23 protein-coding genes are annotated in these 23679 nt (G+C 66.9%); 12 read left to right on the forward strand and 11 right to left on the reverse strand.

Annotated elements, in window-relative coordinates:
* Positions 1-97 precede the first annotated feature (97 nt).
* Both folM and B2X67_RS03300 read left to right on the forward strand, forming a co-directional pair.
* Positions 98-793: a dihydromonapterin reductase gene (folM, locus tag B2X67_RS03295; RefSeq protein WP_282343282.1), complete on the forward strand. Its 696-nt coding sequence runs from the start codon at positions 98-100 to the stop codon at positions 791-793.
* Positions 786-1532 carry a hypothetical protein gene (locus B2X67_RS03300; RefSeq protein WP_273231959.1) on the forward strand — a complete coding sequence of 249 codons (747 nt, stop codon included), beginning with the start codon at positions 786-788 and terminating at the stop codon, positions 1530-1532. The genes folM and B2X67_RS03300 overlap by 8 nt, the downstream gene beginning before the upstream one ends.
* A 4-nt stretch (positions 1533-1536) precedes the next feature.
* On the opposite strand, the gene B2X67_RS03305 is transcribed toward B2X67_RS03300, so the two are convergent.
* Positions 1537-1905: a sensory rhodopsin transducer gene (locus B2X67_RS03305; RefSeq protein WP_282343285.1), complete on the reverse strand. Its 369-nt coding sequence runs from the start codon at positions 1903-1905 to the stop codon at positions 1537-1539.
* A 211-nt stretch (positions 1906-2116) separates the two neighbouring features.
* Between B2X67_RS03305 and B2X67_RS03310 the strand changes: the two genes are divergently transcribed.
* Together B2X67_RS03310 and B2X67_RS03315 are read left to right on the forward strand one after the other, a co-directional pair.
* Positions 2117-2410: a DUF1244 domain-containing protein gene (locus B2X67_RS03310; protein ID WP_282343286.1), complete on the forward strand. Its 294-nt coding sequence runs from the start codon at positions 2117-2119 to the stop codon at positions 2408-2410.
* Positions 2407-2745 (forward strand): HopJ type III effector protein, encoded by a 339-nt coding sequence (locus tag B2X67_RS03315; protein WP_282343288.1) that lies wholly within the window; start codon positions 2407-2409, stop codon positions 2743-2745. Before B2X67_RS03310 ends, B2X67_RS03315 begins: the two co-directional genes overlap by 4 nt.
* 10 nt (positions 2746-2755) lie before the next feature.
* Here B2X67_RS03315 and trxB read toward each other — a convergent pair whose 3' ends face one another.
* Complete coding sequence (trxB, locus tag B2X67_RS03320) at positions 2756-3700, reverse strand: thioredoxin-disulfide reductase (RefSeq protein ID WP_090226888.1); 945 nt, start codon at positions 3698-3700, stop codon at positions 2756-2758.
* 227 nt (positions 3701-3927) lie between these two features.
* Here trxB and B2X67_RS03325 point away from each other — a divergent pair, with 227 nt between their 5' ends.
* A complete protein-coding gene (locus B2X67_RS03325; RefSeq protein WP_286784603.1) occupies positions 3928-5895 on the forward strand; it encodes a sensor domain-containing diguanylate cyclase in 1968 nt (655 codons plus the stop codon).
* A gap of 78 nt (positions 5896-5973) precedes the next feature.
* Positions 5974-6732: a sulfate transporter CysZ gene (cysZ, locus tag B2X67_RS03330; protein WP_282343295.1), complete on the forward strand. Its 759-nt coding sequence runs from the start codon at positions 5974-5976 to the stop codon at positions 6730-6732.
* A gap of 68 nt (positions 6733-6800) precedes the next feature.
* Here the strand turns inward: cysZ and B2X67_RS03335 are convergent, their stop codons facing one another.
* The 4 genes from B2X67_RS03335 to B2X67_RS03350 form a co-directional block, all read right to left on the reverse strand.
* Positions 6801-7910 (reverse strand): NADH:flavin oxidoreductase, encoded by a 1110-nt coding sequence (locus tag B2X67_RS03335; protein ID WP_286784604.1) that lies wholly within the window; start codon positions 7908-7910, stop codon positions 6801-6803.
* Positions 7911-7968: 58 nt separating this feature from the next.
* A complete protein-coding gene (locus B2X67_RS03340; protein WP_282343299.1) occupies positions 7969-8574 on the reverse strand; it encodes a TetR/AcrR family transcriptional regulator in 606 nt (201 codons plus the stop codon).
* Positions 8575-8671: 97 nt separating this feature from the next.
* Complete coding sequence (locus B2X67_RS03345) at positions 8672-9154, reverse strand: glutathione peroxidase (protein WP_090227445.1); 483 nt, start codon at positions 9152-9154, stop codon at positions 8672-8674.
* Between the two features lie 81 nt (positions 9155-9235).
* Positions 9236-9721, reverse strand: a complete 486-nt coding sequence (locus tag B2X67_RS03350; protein ID WP_286784605.1) for an FKBP-type peptidyl-prolyl cis-trans isomerase — start codon at positions 9719-9721, stop codon at positions 9236-9238.
* Between the two features lie 132 nt (positions 9722-9853).
* Between B2X67_RS03350 and B2X67_RS20780 the strand changes: the two genes are divergently transcribed.
* From B2X67_RS20780 to B2X67_RS03370, 4 genes are all read left to right on the forward strand, one after another.
* Positions 9854-10018 carry a DUF3565 domain-containing protein gene (locus B2X67_RS20780; RefSeq protein ID WP_376747811.1) on the forward strand — a complete coding sequence of 55 codons (165 nt, stop codon included), beginning with the start codon at positions 9854-9856 and terminating at the stop codon, positions 10016-10018.
* Positions 10019-11203, forward strand: a complete 1185-nt coding sequence (locus B2X67_RS03360; RefSeq protein WP_286784606.1) for an acetate kinase — start codon at positions 10019-10021, stop codon at positions 11201-11203.
* A 58-nt stretch (positions 11204-11261) separates the two neighbouring features.
* Positions 11262-13355: a phosphate acetyltransferase gene (gene pta / locus B2X67_RS03365; protein WP_286784607.1), complete on the forward strand. Its 2094-nt coding sequence runs from the start codon at positions 11262-11264 to the stop codon at positions 13353-13355.
* A gap of 147 nt (positions 13356-13502) precedes the next feature.
* Positions 13503-14414, forward strand: a complete 912-nt coding sequence (locus B2X67_RS03370; RefSeq protein ID WP_286784608.1) for an acyltransferase — start codon at positions 13503-13505, stop codon at positions 14412-14414.
* Between the two features lie 6 nt (positions 14415-14420).
* On the opposite strand, the gene B2X67_RS03375 is transcribed toward B2X67_RS03370, so the two are convergent.
* On the reverse strand, positions 14421-16565 hold the full coding sequence (locus B2X67_RS03375; RefSeq protein WP_286784609.1) for a putative bifunctional diguanylate cyclase/phosphodiesterase: 2145 nt from the start codon (positions 16563-16565) through the stop codon (positions 14421-14423).
* Between the two features lie 224 nt (positions 16566-16789).
* Complete coding sequence (locus B2X67_RS03380; protein WP_286784610.1) at positions 16790-17467, reverse strand: OmpA family protein; 678 nt, start codon at positions 17465-17467, stop codon at positions 16790-16792.
* A gap of 90 nt (positions 17468-17557) precedes the next feature.
* Between B2X67_RS03380 and B2X67_RS03385 the strand changes: the two genes are divergently transcribed.
* Positions 17558-17884, forward strand: coding sequence for a thioredoxin family protein (locus B2X67_RS03385; protein WP_090226858.1), 327 nt, complete (start codon positions 17558-17560; stop codon positions 17882-17884).
* A 1-nt stretch (position 17885) separates the two neighbouring features.
* Here the strand turns inward: B2X67_RS03385 and B2X67_RS03390 are convergent, their stop codons facing one another.
* Positions 17886-18908 carry an AraC family transcriptional regulator gene (locus B2X67_RS03390; protein WP_286784629.1) on the reverse strand — a complete coding sequence of 341 codons (1023 nt, stop codon included), beginning with the start codon at positions 18906-18908 and terminating at the stop codon, positions 17886-17888.
* A gap of 113 nt (positions 18909-19021) precedes the next feature.
* On the opposite strand from B2X67_RS03390, the gene B2X67_RS03395 reads away from it, so the two are divergent.
* Entirely contained in the window at positions 19022-19855 is an 834-nt protein-coding gene (locus B2X67_RS03395) for a metal-dependent hydrolase (protein ID WP_286784611.1), read from the forward strand.
* Positions 19856-19866: 11 nt separating this feature from the next.
* On the opposite strand, the gene B2X67_RS03400 is transcribed toward B2X67_RS03395, so the two are convergent.
* Positions 19867-20808, reverse strand: a complete 942-nt coding sequence (locus tag B2X67_RS03400; RefSeq protein WP_286784612.1) for an alpha/beta fold hydrolase — start codon at positions 20806-20808, stop codon at positions 19867-19869.
* A 123-nt stretch (positions 20809-20931) separates the two neighbouring features.
* A complete protein-coding gene (locus B2X67_RS03405) occupies positions 20932-23667 on the reverse strand; it encodes a LuxR C-terminal-related transcriptional regulator (protein ID WP_286784613.1) in 2736 nt (911 codons plus the stop codon).
* Between the last annotated feature and the right edge of the window lie 12 nt (positions 23668-23679).

The following is a 23679-nucleotide window of genomic DNA, read 5'->3' on the forward strand; positions in this document are numbered from 1 at the left end:
CGCGCGCCGCCGCCCGCGGCCCGCGGCCGCCAGGCTGGCCGCGGGCGGCGCATATGCATAAGATGGGTCATGCCGTAACGGATTGAATTTATTCGACATGACCACTCCTCTCCTGATCACCGGAACCAGCAAGCGCGTCGGCTACGAATTGGCCCTGAGCCTGGCCGAGCGGGGTTACGACATCCTTTCGGTGAACCGCACCGACACCTCGCCGAAGCATCCGCGGATCGTCCATTTCCAGGCGGACCTGATGGACCGCACCCAGCGCGAGCGGCTTGTCGCCCATGTGCGAGCCCGCCACGAGGCGCTGCGCGGCATCGTCCACAACGCCTCGCAGTGGCTGGACGATAGCCTGGAAAACCTCGAGGCGATGTTGCGCCTGCACGTGGAGGCACCGTTCCAGCTGAACCTGGAGCTGGGCGACTGGCTGAAGAAGGCCGGCCGCGCCGACATCATCCATATCTGCGACGAGAGCGCCTCGCGTGGCAGCAAGAACCACGTCGCCTATGCCGCCAGCAAGGCCGCGCTGCAGAACATGACCCTCTCGTTCGCCGAGATGTACGCGCCGAACGTACGCGTTAACAGCATCTCGCCGGGCCTGCTGATCCTCAAGGAGGACAGCACCCCGGAATACGTCGAGAAAACCTTTCGCAAGGCGCTGCTGGAGTTCGAGCCCGGGGCCGAGCCGCTGATCCAGACCGTCGCGTACCTGCTCGAATCCAACTACACCACCGGCAGCAACGTCGTGATCAACGGCGGCCGGCACCTGAGGAAGGAAGCCCCGCTTGATTGATTCGAAGAAGATCATCTACCTGCCGCGCTGGATCAAGATCACCATCGTCACCGCGCTGTTCAGCTGCCTCGCCGCCTCCATCTACATCTCGCTGTCCTTCGTCGGCGTTCCCGACCGCAGCGACTGGATTCTGCTTTCGCTGTCGATGGCGCAGATCACCGCCACGGCGCTGGTAATCAGCATGGTGCTGATCTTCGGCGAGCGCGAAGCCAACCTGCAGTTCCTGGTGAGCAAGACCGAGCGCCTGCTGCTCAAGCAGCTGCCGTCGGTGCTGGAACGCATCGAGGACTCGAACGGCCACAAGCCGAAGGTGCAGGTCTCGAAGATGAACAACATCTTCGGCGCCAACTACCGCCTGGACACGCCGGGCGTCGCGACCAAGATGTGGATCGGCTTCAACGTGGACCGGATCATCATCGCCTACTTCCTGCCGGCCGCGCAGACCACCGACGAGGTGCGCGAAACCTTCCGCTACACCTTCGGCGGCGCCGAGTCGGTGGGCTACAAGGTCAATTACGAGGAAGCCACGATCAAGGACAGCGGCGAGCAGATCATCTCGATCTGGTGCACCTGGCCGGCGATCCAGGACAGTTCGCACCTCTCCACCGAGCTGTTGAGCAACCCGGAGAAGAAGCTGTTCATCATTCAGGACATCGCGATGATGACGCAGTCGTTCATCCGCACGGCCGAGCGCAACTCGGTCGGCATCCTCACCCGCTGCGACCCGGGCCCGCTCTAGACACTCATTCGGCGAACGCGACCGTGCTCATCAGGGCGATGCCGGCGCGGGCGTCCAGGCGGGTGTGCTGCACCACCACCGGCACGTCGGATTCGATCACGCTGGAGTAGTCGGTCTCGCGCGGCAGTGGCTGCGGGTCGTCGAGGTCGTCGTAGCGCACGTGCAGCGTGCGCCGCGCCGGCACTTTGAGGCGATACGGGCCAATGGGCTCGCGGTCGGCGAAGTACAGCGTGATGGCGACCTGCGCCGGCTGGTCGCCGGCATTCAGGATGCACGCCGCCTCGTGGCTGCGCAGGGTGCGGTCGTCGGGGTTCGGACCGAGTGGCGGCAGGTAGCCTTCGGCGATCACCCAGCGTTTCTTTCCAATGGACATGCGTACTCCCCATGGGATGCGATGCGCCCGCCCGAGCGGCAGGCACCTGATGTCCGGACCCGGCGGCGCGCGGCAAAGTTCCTCGCGAAGGCTGGCCGACGAGCCCGCCGAGCGAGGCTGGATGATCGTTCCGGGCCCGCGTTATCATCGCCACGCCTCACCGCCCGCCGCCTTGCGCCGGGCACCGATCAATCCGCCCGCGAGAATCGAGATGACCGAAGAACAACGCATCGAGCTCGAAGCCGCCGCTTTCCGTCAGTTGGTTCAGCACCTGCGCTCGCGCCCCGACGTGCAGAACATCGACCTGATGAACCTCGCCGGCTTCTGCCGCAACTGCCTGTCGAAATGGTACAAAGCCGCCGCCGACGACCTCTCCCTGGACGTCAGCCCGGAACAGGCACGCGAGGAGATCTACGGGATGCCTTACGCCGACTGGAAAGCTAAATACCAGAAGGAAGCCAGCGCCGAGCAGAAGGCCGCTTTCGACAAGGGAAACAAGGTATGACGCTGGACGACTTCCGCGCCGCCCTCGGCAGCGACGAACATCGCTTCGCCGACACCCTCGCCTTCATCGAGGCCAACTACCGGTTCAGCCCCAGCGCCTTCGTCAACGGCGCGGTAGAGAATGCCGAGGGGCAGAACGAGGGTTCCTGCAAGACCCTCGGCCTGGCGCAACTGGAAGCACTGAGCGACGAAGAAGCCCTGCGCGCGTTCGGCGAACACTACCGCAGCGTGCTGGCTAATCCGCAAGGCAGCGACCACGGCAACATCCGTGCGCTGATGAAAACCGGGCTGGCCGGCGTGCGTTTCGCCCGCCAGCCGTTGGCCCGTAAGGCCTGACGGTCCCGGCTCAGGCCTGGTCGAGGTAACGCTCTGCGTCCAGGGCGGCCATGCAACCGGCGCCGGCCGAGGTGATCGCCTGGCGATACACCGAATCGGCGACGTCGCCGGCGGCGAACACGCCCGGCAGGCTGGTCGCGGTGGCATTGCCGTCGCGCCCGCCGCCCACCACCAGATAGCCGTCGCGCAGCGCCAACTGGCCTTCGAACAGGCCGGTGTTGGGCGTATGGCCGATGGCGACGAACAGGCCGTCGACGGCAAGGTCTTCGCTGCCGCTGGCGGTTTTCAGACGCACGCCGGTGACGCCGCCGGCATCGCCCAGCACCTCTTCCACTTCCGCATGCAGCTTGAGCACGATGCGCCCTTCGGCGACACGGGCCTGCAATTTGTTCTGCAGGATCTTCTCGGCGCGGAAGCTGCCGCGCCGATGCACCAGGGTCACCTTGCTGGCGATGTTGGCCAGATACAGCGCTTCTTCCACGGCCGTGTTGCCGCCGCCGACCACCGCCACTTCGCGGTTGCGATAGAAGAAGCCGTCGCAGGTGGCGCAGGCCGACACGCCGCGGCCCATGAAGGCCTCTTCCGAGGGCAGGCCGAGGTAGCGCGCGCTGGCGCCGGTGGCGACGATCAGCGCATCGCAACTGTAGCTGCCATTGTCGCCGTGGAGGACGAAGGGCTTTCCAGCCAGGTCCACGCCATTGATGTGGTCGAAGACGATCTCGGTCTCGAAGCGCTCGGCGTGCTCCTGCATGCGCTGCATCAGCGCCGGGCCGGTGAGTCCGTGGGCATCGCCGGGCCAGTTGTCGACCTCGGTGGTGGTGGTCAGCTGCCCACCGGCCTGCAGGCCGGTGATCAGCAGCGGTTTGAGGTTGGCGCGGGCCGCGTAGACCGCCGCGGTGTAACCGGCGGGACCCGAGCCGAGAATGATCACCTTCGAATGACGATCGGCAGACATCACGGACTCCTCGAATAAAGCGGAGCCGCCAGGCAATAGGGGAAGACTCAACAGGCGGCTCCGAAAAAACACGCCGACCCGATGCACGTTTGCGCAGGGTTCGGCTCGAATGCGCTGGAGCCTATAGCCGCCTTCTGCTTGGGCAAAGTGGCGCTTTTCAATTTCCCCGATAGGCAGCGGCTATCGTATGTGGTGTCGCCGCTGTCCCAACAGGTCCGTCCCCTCCCATGAATCTGCGCAAGCGCCTGCTCTGGCTGTTCATCCCGACGCTCACCCTGACGCTGGTGGCCGTCGGCGCGCTCTCCGAACGGCTGTTGCTCAGCCATTTCGACCGCCAGGACAGCGCGCAACTGATGAGCAAGTCGCGCCACTTGCACGAACACATGGAGGCGGACATCTCCCGCCACCTGGACCTGCTGCGCAGCCTGGCCTGGTGGGACCTGACCTACACCTTCATCGAGCGACCGCGCGTCGACTACATCCGCAGCAACCTGCCGGCGGCGAGGCTGGCGAACCTCGACCTGGACTTCATGGTGTTCTTCGATCGCCAGCCGCGCATCGTCGCGCAGACCTGGCGCGCCCAGCAGTTGCTCGAAGTGACGGACCTGCTGCCCGAGGGCGGCAAAGGCCCGCGCAGCATGATCGGACTGCGCCAGGGCATCCTGCAGCGCAGCCGGCAGATGGGCAGCCTCGACTACGCCGGCGACGCCCAGCATGCGATGGGCCAGGTGATGGTCGTGCAGGGCGTGGCGCTGCTGCTGGTGAGTAGCCCGATCAGCGATAACCTGGGCAAGGCGCCGCCCAACGGGGTGGTGGTCGCCGGGCAGATCCTCGATCAGCGCCTTCTCGACGGTTTCCTCCAGGACGCGCCCGGCAGCCTGCGGGTGGTGCCGCTGGCCGGCGACACCACGGGCTGGCAGCAGCTGCGCCCGCGCAGTTCGCGCCAGGGCGAGATTCGCCTGAGCCCGCGGCGGGTGCTCGATGCGAGCACCCAGCAGGTAGACCTGCAGTTCTTCAATCCGCTGGGCGAGGCCGAGCTGCGTCTGCAGATCACCCAGCCACGTCTGCTCTACCAGCAGGGCCGCACGGCGGTGGGCTTCTTCCTTGGCCTGACGCTGCTGCTCCTGGTGGCTGCCCTGCTGCTCGCCTACACCGGCCTCGACCGCTGGGTGCTGCGGCGGGTACGCCGGCTCAACCAGGAAGTGGCGGCGATCGGCATCGACAGAGGCCGGCAGCGGCTGAGCGAACAGGGCGACGACGAACTGGGTCAGCTCGCCGGCGAACTCAACCACATGCTGGAGCGACTGGAACGCAGCGAGGAACGCGACAAGGCGATTCTCGACTCTATCCAGGAAGGCTATTTCGAGATCGCTCCGGGCGGCGAGATCCTCGCCGTCAACCGCAGCCTCGAGCGGCAGCTGGATTGCAGCCGCGAACAGCTGGTCGGCCATGCCATCGAGGAAATCCTCGATGCCGAGGTGGTCGAGCGCGCCCGCACCCTGATGCTCCAGAGCAAGGGCGAGCGCGCCAGCCTGATCTCGCCGTTCAAGCGCCGCGACGGCAGCCTGCGCTACTTCGAGACGCGCTTCTCCAACATCGAGGATGCCGACGGCCAGTACGCCGGCATCCGCGGCATCCTGCGCGATGTGAGTGATCTGGTGGCCTACCAGAACAGCCTGCTGGACATGGCCTACCGCGACCCGCTGACCGGCCTGGGCAACCGCAAGGCCTTCGACGAACACCTGCACGCGGCGCTGGAAAAGGCGCAGCAGGACGAGGCGCCGCTGGCGTTGCTGTTCATCGACCTGGACCGCTTCAAGGAAGTCAACGACCGTTTCGGCCATGACCTCGGCGACGCCCTGCTGACGGCCATCGCCGAACGCCTGCGCGGCGCGCTGCGCCACCCCGACCACTTCTACCGGCTGGGCGGCGACGAGTTCACCCTGCTGCTCGGTGGCGAGGACGCGAGCAGCGCGCTGGCGCTCGCCGAACGCCTGCTGCAGGTGCTCGAACCGGCCTTCGAACTCAACGGCCAGCGCGTGGACTTCGTCACGCCGAGCATCGGCATCGCGCTCTATCCGGACCACGCCCGCCAGCCGGACGAACTGATCAGGGCCGCCGACAGTGCCATGTATCAGGCCAAGCAACGGCGCAACCAGGTGTTCCTCTACCGGCCGCAGCCCGACGCGCGGTAACGCATCGTCGAAATTGCGCCGCAGCGGCCAGGCGGCGCCGCTGATAAGCTCGGCAGCCTTACCCTTGAGGAAGACGACATGGCGCTACCCGCCCTGAGTGGCCCGCAGTACCTGCGCGAAGGTTTGAGACTGGTGCTCAGCCCGGGCCTGCGGCTGTTCCTGCTGCTGCCGCTGACGATCAACGTGCTGCTGTTCGCCGGCCTGGTCGGCTTCGCCCTGACCCAGTTCAACGTCTGGGTCGAGACGCTGATGCCGAGCCTGCCGAGCTGGCTGGGCTTCCTCGAATACCTGCTCTGGCCGCTGTTCGTGACGCTCGTGCTGGTGATGATCTTCTTCAGCTTCACCCTGCTGGCGAACATCATCGCCGCGCCGTTCAACGGCTTCCTCGCGGAAAAGGTCGAAGTGGTGGTCCGCGGTCAGGACGACTTTCCACCGTTCCACTGGGGCGAGCTGGTGGCCATGCTGCCACGCACCCTGGGCCGCGAACTGCGCAAGCTGCGCTACTTCCTGCCGCGCGCGCTGGGCCTGCTGATCCTGTCCTTCATCCCGGTGCTGAACCTGGTGGCGACGCCGCTGTGGGTGCTGTTCGGCATCTGGATGATGGCCGTGCAATACATCGACTACCCGGCGGACAACAACAAGCTGGGCTTCGACGAAATGCTCGCCTGGCTGCGCGCCAAGCGCTGGCAGAGCCTGGGCTTCGGCGGCATCGTCTACGTCGCACTGCTGGTGCCGCTGCTCAACCTGCTGATCATGCCCGCCGCCGTGGCCGGCGCGACGCTGTTCTGGGTACGTGAGGGTGGCAAGGGCGAGATCGGCAACCCGGTCCGGCGCTAGACGCGGGCGTTCCGCGGCGTGTTGCGGCCGCCCCGCTTCAGCGGCGGGACGGCGCGAGGGGGCAGGAATCAGACCAGGCTGGTAAGGGCGTCGCGGCTGAACGGCAGGATGTCCTGCTGGCGGCCTTCGCGGACCTTCACCGCCCAGTCCGGGTCGACCAGCAGCGCGCGGCCGACGGCTACCAGATCGAACTCCTGATTGTTCAGGCGCTCCAGCAGGCTTTCGATACCGGCCGGCTGCGCGACCTTGTCGGTGTTGACCATGAACTGCAGGAACTCGCCGTCCAGGCCGACGCTGCCGACGGTGATGGTCGGCTTGCCGGTCAGCTTGCGGGTCCAGCCGGCGAGGTTGAGATCCGAACCCTCGAATTCAGGCTCCCAGAAACGCCGCGTAGAGCAGTGAAAGATGTCCACGCCGGTTTCGGACAGGGGCTTGAGGAACGCGCCCAGCTCCTCCGGCGTCTGCACCAGGCGGGCGTTGTAGTCCTGCTGCTTCCACTGCGAGAAACGGAAGATGATCGGGTAATCCGGGCCGACCGCGGCGCGCACCGCCTGGATCAGCTCGATGGCGAAACGCGAGCGCTGCGCGAGGTCGCCGCCGTACTCGTCGGTCCGCTGGTTGCTGCCTTCCCAGAAGAACTGGTCGACCAGATAGCCGTGGGCGCCATGGATTTCCACGCCATCCATGCCGATGGCCTTGGCGTCGCGCGCGGCCTGGGCGAAAGCGGCGATCACTTCGTCGATGTCGGCCTTGGTCATGCCGTGCACGATTTCCTGGCCGTCCTTGAGTTTTTCGCACGGGCCGTAGCCCGGCACGCTGGCGTCCGGTTCGGTGCCGAGCTTGCGCACGTTGCCCACGTGCCACAGTTGCGGAACGATCTTGCCGCCTTCGGCGTGCACCGCGTCGACCACCTGTTTCCAGCCGGCCAGGGCATCCTCGCCATAGAAGCGCGGCACGTGCGGATAGCCGTTGGCGGCCTTGTGCCCGACGGTGGTGCCCTCGGTGACGATCAGGCCGACGCCGGCGCCGGCACGACGGCGGTAATACTCGACGACCTTCGCATTGGGCACTCCGCCCGGCGAGAACGAGCGAGTCATCGGCGCCATCACCACGCGGGTGGGCAATTCGAGAGCGCCCAGGCGGAAGGGCTCGAACAGGGTGTGCAAGGGGGCGGACATGGGCGTTTCTCCTTCGGCCGGCCAGCTGACCGGTCGTCTCGTTTTCTGGGTTAAAAAATCAGGCCTGCAGCAGGCGCTCCAGGCGCACGATGAACGACTGGATCGGCTCGCCGCGGCTGCCGACCTTCAACTGCGTCAGCACGCCCTGCCAGGCATTGGCGATGAACGCGGCGAGGTTCTCGCAATCCTCGTCGGCCGGCAGTTCTCCGGCGGCCCGCGCCTGCTCCAGGCAGCCCTGGAGAATCTGCGCCGAGCGTTGCAGGATGGCGCCGACCTGGTTACCGATGGCTGGCGACAGCTCGGCCATCTCGAAACTCAGGCTGCCGATGAAGCAGTGGAACTGGAGTTTTTCCGGCCGGGCGAAATGCGCCAGCAACTCGCGGTAGTAACCGAGGATGCGCTCGCGCGGCGGCAGCGCCGGGTTCGCCAGCGCCTGGGCGTAGCGCTCCAGGCGCGGTAGGTAGAGGTACTCCAGCGCCTGCAGGGCGAAGTCTTCCTTGCTCGCGAAGTAGTGGTAGAACGATCCCTTGGGGATGCTCGCCGCCTGGACGATTTCCTGCACGCCGGTGCCGTGGTAGCCGCGACGCAGCATCACCTGCGCACCTTTGGCGAGGATCAGTTCACGCTTGTCGGAACGCGGGTTTGTGCTCATAGCGACGAGCATATGACCGGTCGTCTCGCGCGCCCATCACTATTGATGCAGATGATGAAGCGGGATCAGAGGTCATCGAGTGGCGGCCGTCGGCCGGCGCGAGGGAGGGTCAGGCCAGGGCTTTCTCGATGGCCTGGATCAGCGCCGGGTCATCCGGTGTGGTGCGCGGCGAGAAGCGCGCGAGCACGCGGCCATCCTTGCCGACGAGGAATTTCTCGAAGTTCCAGGTGATGTCGCCGGGAAACTCGGCGCCCTCGCCTGCCAGCAGGCCATACAGACGGTGCCGTCCCGGGCCGTTCACCTCGAGCTTGGCGCCCAGCGGGAAACTGACGTCGTAGTTGAGGCTGCAGAACGCGCGAATCTCGCTCTCGCTGTCCGGTTCCTGCCCGGCAAACTGGTTGCAGGGCAGGCCGAGCACGCTGAAGCCCTGGTCGCGGTACTGCCGATGGAGCTTCTCGAGGCCGGCGTATTGCGGCGTCAGCCCGCACCTGGAGGCGACGTTGACGACCAGCACGACTTTGCCTTTGAAGGGCGCCAGAGGCAGCGGACGACCTTCGAGGTCGAGCAGCTGCAGATCGTGGAAGACACTCATGACGAACTCCTGACGACGCCTTGCCGCCTTTTTCCGCGCCGAATAAAAAGGCGCCCGGAGGCGCCTTTCGATCGATGCCGATCAGTGATGATGACCGCCTTCGCCATGGATGTGGCCGTGGGCAATCTCCTCGGCGGAGGCGTCGCGAACGTCGACCACGGTAACATCGAAGTTCAGGCGCTGGCCGGCCAGAGGATGGTTGCCGTCGACGGTGACATCGTCGCCGTCGAGGTCACGGATGGTGACGATCTGCATGCCGCCGTCCGGGCCGGAGGCGTGGAACTGCATGCCGACTTCCAGCTCGTCGACGCCCTCGAACATGGCGCGGCTCAGGGTGGTGACCAGCTCGGCGCTGTACTCGCCATAGGCGTCTTCGGGTTCGATGGCGACCTTGACCTGGTCACCGATCTTCTTGCCTTCAAGGGCTTTTTCCAGACCGACTATGATGTTGCCTGCGCCTTGCAGGTAGGCGAGCGGCGCACCACCGGCGGAGCTGTCGATCACCTCGCCAGCGTCGTTTGTCAGGGTATAGTCGATGGAGACGGCCTTGTTGGCGGCGATCAGCATGGGGCGGGACCTTTGCAAAAGTATGATGAACGAACGAGTTTAACCGTCGCCCCGCGGGAAAGCGAACCCGGCGCTGACGGACGGGACCGCCCATACCTGCTTGATTTCCGTCAGGACGAGGACGGCCACTGGGTGGCAATCTTGTCCTGCGGTCACACCCAGCATCTGCGCCATCAACCGCCCTGGCAGTTGCGCGAATGGGTGCTCGACCCGGCACGACGCCTCGCTCAGCTAGGCCGTCCGTTTGCCTGCGGCTGGTGCCGCATCCAACAGACCGAACAGAGCAAGGATTCCTGAATGCCAGCACGCAATATCCTGGTCATCAACTGCGGCAGTTCCTCGATCAAGTTCGCCCTGGTCAACGAAGCACAGGAACATTTCCCCCTCAGTGGCCTGGCCGAACGCCTCGGCAGCGCGGATGCCGTGCTCCACTGGCAGCGTGATGGCGGCAAGGACAGCCTGGCGATCCCGAATGCCGACCACCGCATCGCCCTCGCCTATCTCCTGCCGATGGTGCAAGGCGCCGCTGGCGGACACCTGCACGGCATCGGCCATCGCGTGGTGCACGGCGGGGAATCCTTCACCCGTGCGCGCCGGCTGGACGACCAGGTGATCGCCACCATCGCCAGCATCGCGCCGCTGGCACCGCTGCACAATCCCGCCGCGCTGCAGGGAATCGAGGCGGCGCTGAAGCTGTTCCCGACCCTGCCGCAGGTCGCCGTGTTCGACACCGCGTTCCACCAGAGCATGCCCGAGCACGCCTACCGCTACGCCCTGCCGGAGGCGCTGTACCGCGAGCACGGCGTGCGCCGCTATGGCTTCCACGGCACCAGCCACCATTACGTCAGCCATCGCGGCGCGCAGATGGCCGGCCTGCCCTACGCCTCCAGCAGCTGGCTGGTGGCGCACCTGGGCAACGGCAGCTCGACCTGCGCCATCGTCAACGGCGAGAGCCGCGACACCAGCATGGGCCTGACGCCGCTCGAAGGCCTGGTGATGGGCACCCGCAGCGGCGACGTCGACCCCAACCTGCACAGCCACCTGGCGCGCAACCTGGGCTGGAACCTGGAAAAGATCGACCACATGCTGAACAACGACAGCGGCCTGCTCGGCCTGTCCGGCATGTCCAACGACATGCGCACGCTGGAGCAGGCCCGCGAACAGGGCCACCCCGGCGCGGCGCTGGCCATCGAGGTGTTCTGCTACCGCCTGGGCAAATCGCTGGCGAGCATGAGTTGCGCGCTGGAACGCCTCGACGGCGTGATTTTCACCGGCGGGATCGGCGAGAACTCGCCGCTGGTGCGCAGCAAGACCATCGCCCACCTCAAGCTGCTCGGCCTGGCCCTCGACGACGCGCAAAACGCACGCTGCGTGCGCGGCGTCGCCGGCCCGATCGAAGCCGCTGGCCACCCGCGGGTGCTGGTGGTGCCGACCAACGAGGAACGCCAGATCGCCCTGGAAACACTGGCTTCGCTCGGCTGATCAAGATGCTGCCGGCGAACCTCGCCTGCACGCTCCACCCGGTTTCAGGAGTACCGCCATGCACACCTTCTTCATCGCCCCGACCGGTTTTGGCGTCGGCCTCACCTCCATAAGCCTCGGGCTGGTCCGTGCGCTGGAGCGCGGCGGCCTCAAGGTCGGCTTCTTCAAGCCGATCGCCCAGCCGCATCCGGGCGACGAAGGCCCGGAGCGCTCCACGGAGCTCATCGCCCGCACCCACGGCCTGACGCCGCCGCAGCCGCTGGGCCAGGCGCACGTCGAGCACATGCTCGGCGACGGCCACCTCGACGAGCTGCTCGAGGAGATCGTCAGCCTCTATCAGCAGGCCGCGCAGGACAAGGACGTGGTGATCGTCGAAGGCATGGTGCCGACGCGCCAGGCCAGCTACGCGACGCGGGTCAACGCGCACCTGGCGCGCAGCCTCGATGCCGACGTGATCCTGGTTTCCGCGCCGGAGGATGAAACGCTGACCGAGATGTCCGACCGGATCGAGATCCAGGCCCAGCAGTTCGGCGGACCGAAGGACCCGAAGGTGCTCGGCGTGATCCTCAACAAGATCCGCAGCGACGACGGCATCGAGGGCTTCACCCGGCGCCTGCAGGAACACGCCCAGCTGTTGCGCAGCGAGGATTTCCGCCTGATCGGCTGCATCCCCTGGCAGGACGAACTGAACGCGCCGCGCACCCGCGACATCGCCGACCTGCTCGGCGCACGGGTGCTCAACGCCGGCGATTACGAGCAGCGGCGCATGCTCAAGATCGTGCTCTGCGCGCGTGCCGTGCCGAACACCGTGCAGTTGCTCAAACCGGGCGTGCTGGTGGTCACACCCGGCGATCGCGACGACATCATCCTCGCCGCCAGCCTCGCCAGCATGAACGGCGTACCGCTCGCCGGCCTGTTGCTGTGCAGCGATTTCCAGCCGGACCCGCGGATCATGGAGCTGTGCAAGAGCGCGCTGCATGGCGGCCTGCCGGTGCTCACGGTGTCCACCGGCTCCTACGACACCGCCACCAACCTCAACCGCATGAACAACGAGATTCCGGTGGATGATCGCGAGCGCGCGGAGAAGGTCACCGAGTTCGTCGCCGGGCACATCGAGCACGAGTTCCTCAAGCAGCGCTGCGGCGATCCGCGCGAGTTGCGCCTGTCGCCACCGGCGTTCCGCTATCAACTGGTCCGGCGCGCGCTGGCGGCGAACAAGCGCATCGTCCTGCCCGAAGGCGCCGAGCCGCGCACCGTGCAGGCGGCGGCGATCTGCCAGGCGCGCGGCATCGCCCGCTGCGTGCTGCTGGCCAAGCCCGAGGAAGTCCAGGCCGTCGCCCAGGCGCACGGCATCACGCTGCCGGCCGGGCTGGAGATTCTCGACCCGGACCTGATCCGCGGGCGCTACGTCGAACCGATGGTCGAACTGCGCAAGAACAAGGGCCTGAATGCGCCGATGGCCGAGCAGCAATTGGAAGACAGCGTGGTGCTGGCGACCATGATGCTGGCGCTGGACGAAGTCGACGGGCTGGTCTCCGGCGCCGTGCACACCACCGCCAGCACGATTCGCCCCGCGTTGCAGCTGATCAAGACCGCGCCGGGCTACAAGCTGGTGTCCTCGGTGTTCTTCATGCTGCTGCCCGACCAGGTAGTGGTCTACGGCGACTGCGCGGTGAATCCCGACCCGAGCGCCGCGGAGCTGGCCGAGATCGCCATCCAGAGCGCCGATTCGGCCGCTTCCTTCGGCATTTCGCCGCGGGTGGCGATGATCAGCTATTCCACCGGCGACTCCGGCAGTGGCGAGGAAGTGGAGAAAGTCCGCGAGGCGACCCGCATCGCCCGCGAGAACCGCCCCGACCTGCTGGTCGACGGCCCGCTGCAGTACGACGCCGCCGCCATCGAGAGCGTCGGCCGGCAGAAGGCGCCGAACAGCCAGGTCGCCGGTCGCGCCACCGTGTTCGTGTTCCCCGACCTGAACACCGGCAACACCACCTACAAGGCCGTGCAACGCAGCGCCGGGGTGATCAGCGTGGGGCCGATGCTGCAAGGCCTGCGCAAGCCGGTGAACGACCTTTCGCGCGGGGCGCTGGTGGACGACATCGTCTTCACCATCGCGCTTACCGCGATCCAGGCGGCCAGTCAGGAAGCCTGACAGCCGCCGCGAACGGCGCTGCAGGCCCGGCGCACCCACCGAAAGCCAGGCTTGCAGTTCACCCGGCAATCGTTACCCTTTACCGCCAACTGCCCGCCGGCGACCGATCGGCGGGCCCTTCGCCCCCTGCCGAGACGTGTCGGTTCCATGCTCAATTTTCTTCCTTCCTTCGTGCGCGGCATCCTCGCCGCGCTGCTGCTGGCCCTGAATACGCTGATCTGCTGCGTTCCGCTGTTCACCCTCACGCTGATCAAGCTGCTGTTGCCCTCCGAGGCGCTGCGCCGCGCGATGACCCCGGCGGTCAACTTCATCCACGAAGGGTGGATCAGCTGCAACAAGGGCTGGATGGCGCTGGTGCGGCGCACACGCTGGAACGTGGAGGGCCTCGACGGGCTGGATTACCAGCACTCCTACCTGGTCACCAGCAACCACCAGAGCTGGGTCGACATCCTGGTGCTGCAGCACCTGCTGAACCGGCGCATCCGCCCGATGAAGTTCTTCCTCAAGCAGGAGCTGATCTGGGTTCCGGTGATCGGAGCCTGCTGGTGGGCGCTGGATTTCCCGTTCATGAAGCGCTACAGCAAGGCCTACCTGGCCAAGCATCCGGAGAAGAAGGGCAAGGACCTGCAGACCACGCGGCGCACTTGCGCGAAATTCCGCCATACGCCGGTCGGCGTGTTCAACTTCCTCGAAGGCACGCGCTTTACCCGCGCCAAGCACGACGAGCAGGGATCGCCGTTCCGCTACCTGCTCAAGCCCAAGGCCGGTGGCATCGCCTTCGTACTGGATGCCATGGGCGAGCAACTGGAATCGATCGTCAACGTGACCATCCACTACCCCGAGGGCATTCCGGATTTCTGGACGCTGCTCAGCGGGCAGATCGGCGAAGTGGTGGTGCGCCTGCAGGAGCTGAAGATTCCCGCGGCCTTCATCGGCAGGAGCTACGACCAGGACGCAGCCTACCGCCTGGAGTTCCAGCAGTGGGTCAACGCGCTATGGGAAGAGAAGGACGAAGAGCTGGGGCGCCTGCACCAGCAGTTCGCCCCGGCAACACGCTGATCCGACCTAGTTGCTGATGCTGTGCGGCAGGTCGCGCCAGTCGATCTGCAGTGGAAACTCCCGGGCGGTGTCCACCGGCAGGCCGGGCGACACCAGGAAGCCTTGCATGATGTGACACTGGTGGTCGATCAGCCAGTCGCGTTGCGCGATGGTCTCGACGCCCTCGGCGATCACCTCGAGGCCGAGTTCGCGCCCCAGGTTGATGATCGTGCTGACCACCGCGGCGTCCTTCGGCGAGTCGAGCATGTTGGAGATGAAGAGCCGGTCGATCTTCAGCGTATCCAGTTCGAAATGGCGCAGGTAGGCGAGCGACGAGTAGCCGGTGCCGAAGTCGTCGATGGCGATCTTTACGCCCAGCAGGCGCAGCTGGCGCAACTGTTCGCGGGTGTTCTCCAGATCGGCCATCAACGCGCCTTCGGTCACCTCCACCTCGACCTGCGCCGGATTCAGCCCCTCCTGGTCGATCACTCGGCGAAGGTCGTCCACCAGCTGCGGCATGCCGAACTGCACCGGGCTGACGTTGAGGCTGACCACCAGTCCCTGGCTGAAGCTCGGCCAGGTCCGGCATTGCGATACACCCTGGCGGAAGATCCAGCCACCCAGGCGATTGATCAGCCGGGTTTCCTCAAGCAGCGGGATGAACACGCCGGGAGACACGCTGCCGGCGACCCGGTGCTGCCAGCGCAGCAACGCCTCGAAGCCGCGCAGGCGACCCGTATCGAGGTAGATCTGCGGCTGGTAGACCAGGGCGAACTCGTTCTGCTCGATGGCCACCCGCAGGCTTTCCTCGAGCATCAGCCGCGAACGCGCGCGGCCGTTCATTTCCGGTGAGAAAAAGCGGTACTGCTGGCGCCCCGCGCGCTTGGCCTCGTACATCGCCATGTCCGCTGCACGCAATATGGCGTCCACGCTGCGCCCACTGTCCGGGAAGCAGGCGATGCCGATGCTGGCGCCCAGGGTGACCTCCATGCCGTCGACCTTGTAGCGGATCGAGATGGCCTCGATCAGCTTCTCGGCGACCCGCGCGGCGTCCTCGGGGTGATCGAGGGAATCGAGCAAGGCCGTGAATTCGTCGCCGCCCATGCGCGCGAGGATGTCGTAGGGGCGCAGGCACTTCTGCAACTGGTCGGCGACGCGCTTGAGCACTTCATCGCCCGCCGCATGGCCGAGGGAGTCGTTGATGCGCTTGAAACCGTCGAGGTCGAGGTAGAGCACCGCCAAGTACTTGCCGTTGCGGTCGTTGCGAGCCAGGGCCGCTTCCAGCGCCTGGTCGAAGCCACGCCGGTTGGGCAACGCGGTCAGCGCATCGGTCACCGCCTGGGACTCGAGCTGCGCGTGCAGGCTGTGCACCACCGACATGTCGAGAACGATCACTACCATCGAGCGCTGCTGGCGCGACAGCGGCGAGCAGGACAAGGCGACCGGCAACAGCCCGTCGTTGACGATCCGCAGGAAGGCATCGTGGAGCCGGTAGACCATGCCGCGACGCCAGTGCTCGTAGATCTGCGACTCCTTCCAGTTGCCGTCCTGCAGCGCGGTGGTCTCGATATGATCGAGCAGGCGCGTGCCCTGCAGCTGGCTCACCTGGCAATGCAGCATCTGCGCGATGGCGGAATTGGCGAAGTCGATCATGCCTTCGTCGTTCACCACCAGGATGCCTTCGGCGGCGTTCTCCAGCACCGAAGCGTTGAAGGCGCGCTCGCTTTCCAGCTGTTGCGTGAGCAGTTGCAGGTCGCGGCGGCTGCGTTCGTGGTCCAGCAGCGAACTGACCTTGTGGCGCAGCACCTGGGGGTTGAAAGGCTTGTGGATGAAGTCCACGGCGCCGGTGGCGTAGCCGCGCATCACCGACTCGGAGGTGTGGTCCACCGCGGAGATGAAGATGATCGGGGTGAAGCGCGTGCGCGAGTTGCCGCGCATCAGCCGGGCGACCTCGAAGCCGTCCATTTCCGGCATCTGAACGTCCAGCAGCACCAGGCCGACGTCATCCTCCAGCAGGCATTGCAGCGCCTCGACGCCGGAAATGGCAGTACGCACATTCCAGTCGCCGTTCTGCAGCAGTGCCTTCATGGCTATCAGGTTGGCTTCGCGATCATCGACCACCAGCAGCGTCTGGGCTGCTGCGAAAGGAACCTTAGCGTGTGCCGAAGCCATTCTTCACTCCTTTGAAGACAAGGATTTACCAGTCGGCAGTCGATTTGGGCAAAGGGCGTGAACGGAGAACCAGGATCGTTGGCACATAAGGCACACCTGTTATCGAACTGCACTTTAGTTATCGGCGGTCGCGCTGACCGCACTTCTGAGGATAGCCGCTATTGTCTGACACAACGCTCTCGTCGACCGTTCCCGCGGGGCGGTCGACGGGCGGCTATTGGCCATTACGGTTGCGTGGTTATGGGACGCAGGTTGACTTCGACACGGCGGTTCTGCGCGCGGCCGCTGTCCGTCGCATTGCTCGCCACGGGCTGGTCCGGCCCGACGCCACGCGTGGTCAGGCGGGCCGCAGAGACGCCCTGGGCGGTCAGGTAGTCGGCGACGCTCTGCGCCCGGCGCTGCGAGAGGCTCATGTTGTAGGCATGCGAGCCGGTGCTGTCGGTATGGCCGACGATCTCGATGGTGTTCTGCTCGTACTGCTTGAACGAGGTCGCCAGGTTGTTCAACGGCGCGTAGAAGGCGCTGACGATCTCGGCCGAATCGGTGGCGAAGGTGATCGCCCCCGGCATGATCAGCTTGATGTCGTCGCCCTGGCGCTGCACTTCCACCCCGGTGCCTTCCATGCTGCGGCGCAGCTCGGCTTCCTGGCGATCAGCGTAGTAGCCGTAGCCGGCGCCTGCCGCGCCGGCCACTGCGGCACCGATCAGCGCGCCCTTGCCGCGGTGGTTATGGTCGATGGCGGCGCCCGCCACCGCACCGGCCAGCGCGCCGAGGCCGCCGTACTTGGCGGTGTGGTTGCTGCCGCCCGCGGAACCCTGGTTGTCGTAGGGGTTGGGCGAGGCGCAGCCGGCCATCAGGGCCAGAACTGTCGCACCGATTAACAGGCGGGGAACTTCGAACATGATTGCTCCTTCTTTACAGAACCAGGCCGGTTAGAGAGCCGGCCCCAGTGGAAATTCCCCCAGGGGACATCCCGAGGAGGATGCAACACGATGCCCATGACTACCGAGTATACAAATGTCGAGCCCACGCGCCGGGAGGTCGACGCCCTTCACGGAGCGACGCTGATCGAATTCGGCACCGGCTGGTGCGGTCACTGCCGCGCTGCCCAGCCTCTGCTCGCCGACGCCTTCACCGCGCACCCCGGCGTGCGCCACCTGAAGATCGAGGATGGCCAGGGCCGGCGCCTGGGTCGCTCGTTCAAGGTCAAGCTGTGGCCGACGCTGGTGTTCCTGCAGGACGGCGAGGAAGTCGCACGGCTGGTGCGCCCGACCGAGGCCGAGGAGATCGAGCGCGCGCTGACGCGCATCGAAGGCTGACTCAGCGCGGCGAGCGGTAGCTGCCCGGCGTGCGTCCGGTCCAGTTGCGGAAGGCGCGGCGAAAGTTGGACGGGTCGCTGAACCCCAGTAGGCCGGCGATCTCCTGCAACGGCAATTGCGTGGTGGTCAGGTATTGCAGCGCGAGACGCCTGCGCACGTCGTCGAGCACCGCCTGGTAGCGCGTTCCGCTGGCCGCGAGATGACGGCGCAGGCTGCGTCCGCTGATGTGCAGGGCCTTCGCGGCGCTTTCCAGATCGGGAAATTCGCCGGGGCGCGCCAGCAGCAGGCGCCGCAGGCGGGTCAGCAGCCCCTCGCCCAGATCCAGCGTCGCCAGCAGCGCCTCGCATTGCTCCTGGCACATGCGCAGCGCCGCCGGGTTGGCCAGCGCCATCGGCCGTTGTAGGTAGTGCAGCGGCAGCCTCAGGCAATGCTCGGCCTGGGCGAACGCCACGTCGGCGCCGCCGAACGCCGGGGCATAGCGTGCGGCGTAGTCCGGCGCGGCGTGGGCGAACCCGACCTGGACACCCTGCGGCGGCTCTCCCAGCAGGAAACAGGCGATGCGGTACAGACTGCTCAGCAGACTTTCCGCGGCGAATCGCGCCAGACCCGCCAGCGGCACGCCCTCGATGGCACTCAGCACCAGGTAGTCGCCCTCCTCGCGCACCTCCAGGTCGAAGGCCAGACCCAGCACCCGGTAATAGCGCAGGGCGAACTGGATCGCCGTGCCCAGGTCGGCGCTGGCCAGCACCGCATAGCCGAGGATGCCGTGGCTGGACAGGTTCAGCCGCTGCCCGAACAGCAGCCCCAGCGCCGGCTCGTCGCAGAGCTGCAACGCGGTGCTGGCCAGGCGGTAGAAATCGGCGAAGCCCAGCCTCCCGCTGACGCTGGCGAGCGCTTCGGCACGCAGCCCGGCGGCCGTCAGCAGGCGCTCGCGCGCCACACCCCGTTCGGCCGCGAGATCCAGCAGCGCTTCGGCGTAGGCCAGGGGCAACTGGTCGCTGCCCGCGTCGAGGGCGCGGCGCAGCGTCATGGGCGCGCCCTGGCCGGATATGACCGCTCGATTGGCAGGTAGCGACCTGTGCGCCACGCGCGCGCCTGGCGATAGTGAAGGCCCATCCCGTTCCAGGAGTACCGATCATGGCCAGCAGCACGCCGGAAGGACTGCAGATTCGCCCGCGGCACCTCGACTTCGACCTGCCCGACCCGTTGCCGCGCCACTGGCACAGTGGCGACGCGTTCAAGAGTCACCTGTTCGACGCCATGTCCGTGCTGTTTCCCGATGGCGAACGTTTCTTCATCGACTCGGTGAGGCAGTTTCGCGACCAGATCACCGATCCGACACTGAAGGAACAGATTCGCGGCTTCATCGGCCAGGAAGGTCATCACAGCCGCGAACACCTGCAGTACAGCCAGCGCCTGCGCGACCTGGGCTACGCCATCGAGCCGATCGAACGGCGTGCCCGCGGGCGCATTCGCTACGCGCAGAAACGCCTTTCGCCGCAGCGCCAACTGGCAGCCACCGCGGCCCTGGAGCACATCACCGCGATCATGGCGGACCAGGTGCTGCGCGAACCCGAGTGCCTGCGCGGCGCCGAGGCGAACATGGCACGGCTGTGGCGCTGGCACGCGCTGGAGGAAACCGAGCACAAGGCAGTGGCGTTCGACGTCTACCAGCAGGTCTGCGGCAGCCGCCGGCTGCTGCGCCGGGCGATGCGGCTGGCCACGCTGTTCTTCCTGCTCGACACCACCCGCGGCCTGGTGCACATGCTCAGGCGCGACGGCCTGCTGTGGAACTGGCAGGTATGGCGCGACGGCCTGCGGTGGATGTGGGGCAGGAACGGCGTGTTCAGGCCGCTGCTGCGCACCTACCGGGACTTCTTCGATAGCGGCTTCCACCCCTGGCAGCACGACAACCTCGAACTGCTGCAGCGGGTCCAGGAAGAATTCGATCCGCAACCTCACGCCGCCTGATCTCCCGGCCCTCATCCGCGCAGGAAGCGCAGTGCGTCCATCGCACTGCGCTCGGGCACTTCCTCCATGGGAATGTGCCCGACGCCTTCGTAGGTGATCACCTGCAACCCCGGCAGGTCGCGGCGCCAGAGGTCGACGTGGCGCGGCGAAATCCAGCGATCGCTTTCGCCCCACATCAGCAGCGTTGGCGCCTCGATCCTCGCCACCCGCGCCGGCGTGTCGTGCAGCTCATCGCGGTTGACCCGCAGCAGCAGGCGGAAGATCTCCACCATCGCACGCCGGTTGCCGGGGCGCCGGGTCAGGTCGTAATAACGATCGACCACACCGGGCGCGATGCGCTCGGGGTCGCCGTAGACTTCCTTGATGCCCTGTGCGATCAGCGCGCGCGGCATCCACAGCGGAATCGTCAGGTGGGCGCCGGGCAGCGCGGCGGAGGCAATCATCCACGGGACCTTCCTCATCGGGTAGCCGGCGCTGTCGATCAGCAGCAGCTTGTCCACCCGTTGCGGCGCCTGCAGGGCGAAGTTCCAGGCGACGTGACCGCCGAGCGAATTGCCGGCGATATGCGCGCGGCGGATGCCCAGGTGGTCCAGCAGCAGGCCGAGCACGCGCACCAGTCGCTCCGCGGAATAGCCACCGTCGCGGGGCGCCCCGGTGAGGCCGAAGCCGGGCAGGTCGAAGCGGACCAGGCGGTAGTGCGGAGCGAGCTCGGCGACCCAGCCGTCCCAGGTATGCAACGAGGACACCACGCCATGGATCAGCACCAGGACCGGCTTGTCGCGGCTGCCTTCGTCGCGGTAATGCACCTCGAAGCCGTCCAGCGCGACGAACCTCGAGCCGCTTTCCGCGCTGGCATAACGGGCTTTAAGACGCTCCAGCGACAAGGCGCCGAAACCCAGGCGGGACAAACCGGAGGCTACCGGAGGCAGTAGTGAGTAGGCGGACGCAGGCATGGCAGTTCCCTCTTGGCAGGCTCCATCACAGCACGCGGCACCGCGCGAACGTGCCCAACTTTGGTTCGGCAGGTCGCCGCCGGGCAAGCATGAAGGGGCGTTACGAAAACCGACGCGCGCGGATCAGCTCAGCAGGCCGAGCGTCTTCGCCTGGGCCACGGCCTGGGTACGCCGCTCGACGCCGAGCTTGGCGTTGATGTGGCGGGCGTGGGTCTTCACGGTGTGCAGCGAGATGAACAGCTGGTCGCTGATCTCCTGATTGGAGCAGCCCTGGGCGATCAGCTGGAGCACCGCCAGCTCGCGCGAGCTGAGCGCGTCGGCGAGCGCCGTCGCCACGCCGGCCACGGCTTCGCTGGGCGCCGGAATGGCCGCTGAAATCGCCCCGCGAATCGGGCAGCCCGGCCGCTCGCGGAGCCGTTCGCGAAGCCATTCCGGCCGCTGCACGAACAGCTCGTTGAAGGGCAGTAAGGCGCCGCCCGCCGCGCCGGCCAGGCTTTCGCCGAACTGCTGGCGTGCTTCGCCCTCACGGCCGCCGGCGAGCATCAGCAGGGTCAGCTGCACCTGGGCGATCACCGCCACCAGTTGCCCGCCCTCGGTCTGCGCCCGGGTGCACAGCGCGCGCAGGCGGCGTTCGGCGGCCTGCATCTGGCCCTGGTGACGCTCCAGCGCCGCGCATTGCAGCTCGATGAACAGCGGCAACTGCGGATGACACTCGGGGGCCGCCGCCGGCTGCTCGCCGCCGTAGGTTTCCGCCAGGCGCTCGAGCCAGGATTGCGCCAGCTCCAGTTGCCCCTGGGCCAGCCAGAGCTCGCACTTCACCAGGGTGATCATCGCCAGGTAGTACACCGGCGGAATGTCCCAGATGTGCATCAGCCGCTCGGCCTCGGCCAACTGGACGAAGGCCTCCGGCAGGTTGCCGTTGCGCCCCTCCAGGGTGGCCAGTACGCAATAGCCGATCAGCACGCTGACGTCGCGGCAGGCGCGCGCCTCGCCGATGCCGCCCACCAGCCGCGTGCGCGCCTGTTGCGGCTGCAGGCCCAGCGAGAGCAGGTGACCCTCGTAGATCGTCAGCCGCGCGCGCACCGCGTACAGCCGTTGCGCGGGCAGCCCGTGCAGACGTTGCAGGCCCTGGCGCACTTCATCCAGCGCGCGCACCACTTCCCCCCGCGCCTGCAGGATGCGCGCACGGTCGTAATGCGCCAGTGCCTCGAACAGCGGGTTGCCCACACGCTGGGCGATTTCCAGCGCCTCGCGATTGAGCCCGCGCGCGCGCCACAGGTCGCCCTTGACCACGGCGATGTTGGCCAGCGTCGACAGGCACATCAGGCGCTGCCCGTACCGTTGCTGCGGTAGCCCGCCGACCGCCTCGCTGCAATAGCGCTCGGCCAGCGCGATGTCGCCCCGGCCGCGCGCGATCACGCCTTTGAGCGCCTGCCATTGAGCCAGCAGCCCACGCTGGCTGGGCGCATCCGGCGCGGGCAGGAAGCGCGACAGGTTGTCGGCCAGCTCTTCCGCCGCGTCCAGCTGGCAGGCCAGCGCCAGCGCCCAGCCATACAGCAGGATCAGCCGCGAGGTACTCACCAGCAGGCTGTCCGGCAGGTCCATCTTCCAGCGCAGCAGCATGGCGACGTTCTGCTCGGCGAGCAGCCGCTCCTCGGAAAGGTTCTGCACCAGGTTCGCCGCAACGTCCGGCTGGCCGGCGCGTAGCGCCTGCTCCACCGCTTCGTCGAGCATGCCCTGGGCGTTGAACCAGCGGCAGGCGCGCAGGTGCAAGCCGGTCTGCGGCACATGAGTGGTCGCCTGCTGCACCCGCAGCAGGTCGGAGAACAGGTGGTGGTAGCGGAACCAGTGGCCGTTTTCGTCCAGCGGCACGAGGAACACCTGGTGCGCCTGCAGGTGCTGGAGGATCGCTGCGCTATCATGGCTTTCGCGCACCGCATCGCACAGCTCGGCGCAGAAGCGGTCCAGGCAGGCCGTCTCGTAGAGGAACGCCTGCACCTCCGCCGGCTGGCGCTCGATCACCTCTTCCAGCAAGTAATCGCGGATCAGGCTGTCGGCACCGTGCGGCCCCTGGCCGAGGTCCCTTGGCCCGCTGGCGTCCTGGCTGGCGAGCAGCCACAGACGCAGCCCGGCGACCCAGCCCTCGCTGCGCTGCAACAGGTTTTCCAGCACGACACCGTCGATACGCGCGCCCTGGCTGCCCAGCAGCGCGGCGGTTTCCTCGGCGGTCAGGCGCAGGTCCTGTTCGTTCAGCTCGAGCAACTGGCGCGACAGGCGCAGGCGCGCCAGGTGCCAGTCGGGACGCTGGCGGCTGGTGACCAGCAGCAGCAGCCCCGCGGGCTGATGATTGAGCAGGAACTGCAGGCAGCGATCGAGCACCGCACCCTTCGCCAGGTGATAGTCGTCCAGCGCCAGCAACACCGGTCGCGCCGGATCGAGACGCTCGGCCAGTTCGTCGAGCAGACCGTCGAGGCATTGCTCGAAGGCGAACGGCTGGTGCCGCTGGCGCGTCTTCAGCAGGGTCAGGGCCTCGTCGCCGAGCGCGGGAAAGAACTGTCGCAGCCCTTCGATCATCCGTTCGAGGAAACGGCCTGGATCACTGTCGCGGCGACTCAGCGCCAGCCACAGGCTGCGCCATTCGCGCGGCAACTCCTGGCAGAACTCGATCGCCAGCGAACTCTTGCCGAACCCGGCCGGCGCGCTGACCAGCAGCAGGCGGCCCCCCAGACCTTCGGCCAGGCGCTGGCAAAGCCGCGGGCGCGGCACGTAGCCGGCCGGCAACGGCGGACGAAAGAAACGGCCGTCGGTCGGAGCGCAGGAGTCGGTGCCGGGCAGAATGGGCGTTTGAAGGACAGTCATCGCGGGCGAAGC

The organism is Pseudomonas sp. UBA3153, assembly GCF_002364635.1.
GTDB classification, from domain to species: Bacteria; Pseudomonadota; Gammaproteobacteria; order Pseudomonadales; family Pseudomonadaceae; genus Pseudomonas_O; species Pseudomonas_O kuykendallii.